This window comes from Streptomyces sp. NPDC047072, from assembly GCF_040643855.1.
In the GTDB taxonomy this organism is placed as follows: domain Bacteria; phylum Actinomycetota; class Actinomycetes; order Streptomycetales; family Streptomycetaceae; genus Streptomyces.
Genome location: NZ_JBEYVC010000375.1, coordinates 1 through 1,099 on the forward strand (window position 1 = coordinate 1; position 1,099 = coordinate 1,099).

Annotated in this window: 1 protein-coding gene and 1 pseudogene; both read right to left on the minus strand. The window is 70.8% G+C overall.

Translation table 11 applies throughout. The annotated features are described in order from the left end of the window. Positions 1-249: pseudogene (locus ABZ896_RS52790) on the minus strand (transferase); the annotation flags it as partial. Between the two features lie 37 nt (positions 250-286). Then, on the minus strand, positions 287-886 hold the full coding sequence (locus tag ABZ896_RS52795; protein ID WP_360946701.1) for a small secreted protein: 600 nt from the start codon (positions 884-886) through the stop codon (positions 287-289). Between the last annotated feature and the right edge of the window lie 213 nt (positions 887-1,099).

The following is a 1,099-nucleotide window of genomic DNA, read 5'->3' on the forward strand; positions in this document are numbered from 1 at the left end:
GTGGCGGACCGGTTGCTGCAGCAGGAACAGCCGTACGAGCGTCTCCAGCGGGGTGTCCCCGCGGGTCGCCCGGAGCGCGGGCACGGTCTCGCTGCGCGCGAGGGCCGCGTAGGCGGGCGCGCCGAGGAGGTCGAGGAGTCCGTCGGCGGTGAAGGAGGCCCCCAGGAGGGCCTCTCGCAGCCGGGCGGTCACCTCGGGGCGGTCGGATGCGGGCAGGGCGGGCAGGGCGGGCAGGCTGGAGTCACTCACGCCCCCATTGTGGCCCGCGCCCGCCCGTCGGGGTGGCTCAGCCCGCGGTCGACGAGGGCGACGCGGAGGCCTGCTTGCAGCCCGCCTGCTCGGACAGCGCCTGCTTGGTGTCGCCCGACTCCAGGTTCTTCATCGCGTCCAGGGCGCCCTGGGTGTCGAGCTTCTTCATCTGCGCGACGACGTCCTTGAGCCCGGTGGCGAACTTCGCCTGGTTCTTGGTGTCGAGCCCGTCCACCTGCTTCTTCAGGTCGGCGTAGGCCGTGGAGAGGGCGGTGAGCTTGGTGACGGCCGCCTGCTGGCGCTTAGCGCCGTCGTCGACGCCGGGGGGCGCACCGGCGGTGTCGATCACCGTGGCGCGCGCCTTGTAGCCGTCGGAGAGGTCCTGGAAGGCCTGCGAGTCGGCCTTCTGGAGCTCGGCGGGCGTGCTCTCGGTGTCCTCGGCCGCCTTGGTGATCGCGTCGTAGGCCGCCGTGATCTTCTGGTTCTGGGCGGGCACCTGGTCGCAGACCTTCTTGGCCCAGGCGTCCAGTTCCTTGTTGTCCTCGCTGCCACCGCATCCCGTCAGCGTCAGCACCAGTACCGCACCGCCGGACAGCGCGGCCGCGAGCTTCTTGTTCACCGGATCGGTCCCTTCCACTGCTCTCGGCCCACGGACCCTACACGGCGCGCGCGTCCCGGCCGTACACCGAATGCCACCAATGGAGGCTTTTACGGCTGTTCGCACCACGCGAGACAAGGCTCACGACCGGGGCCGCACACGCGCGAGGCGGGCGGCCGGCGCGTCAACCGATCAAGTTCGCGATGTTCATGCTCGCCGAGTACGTGAACATGGTGACGGTCTCGGCCGTGA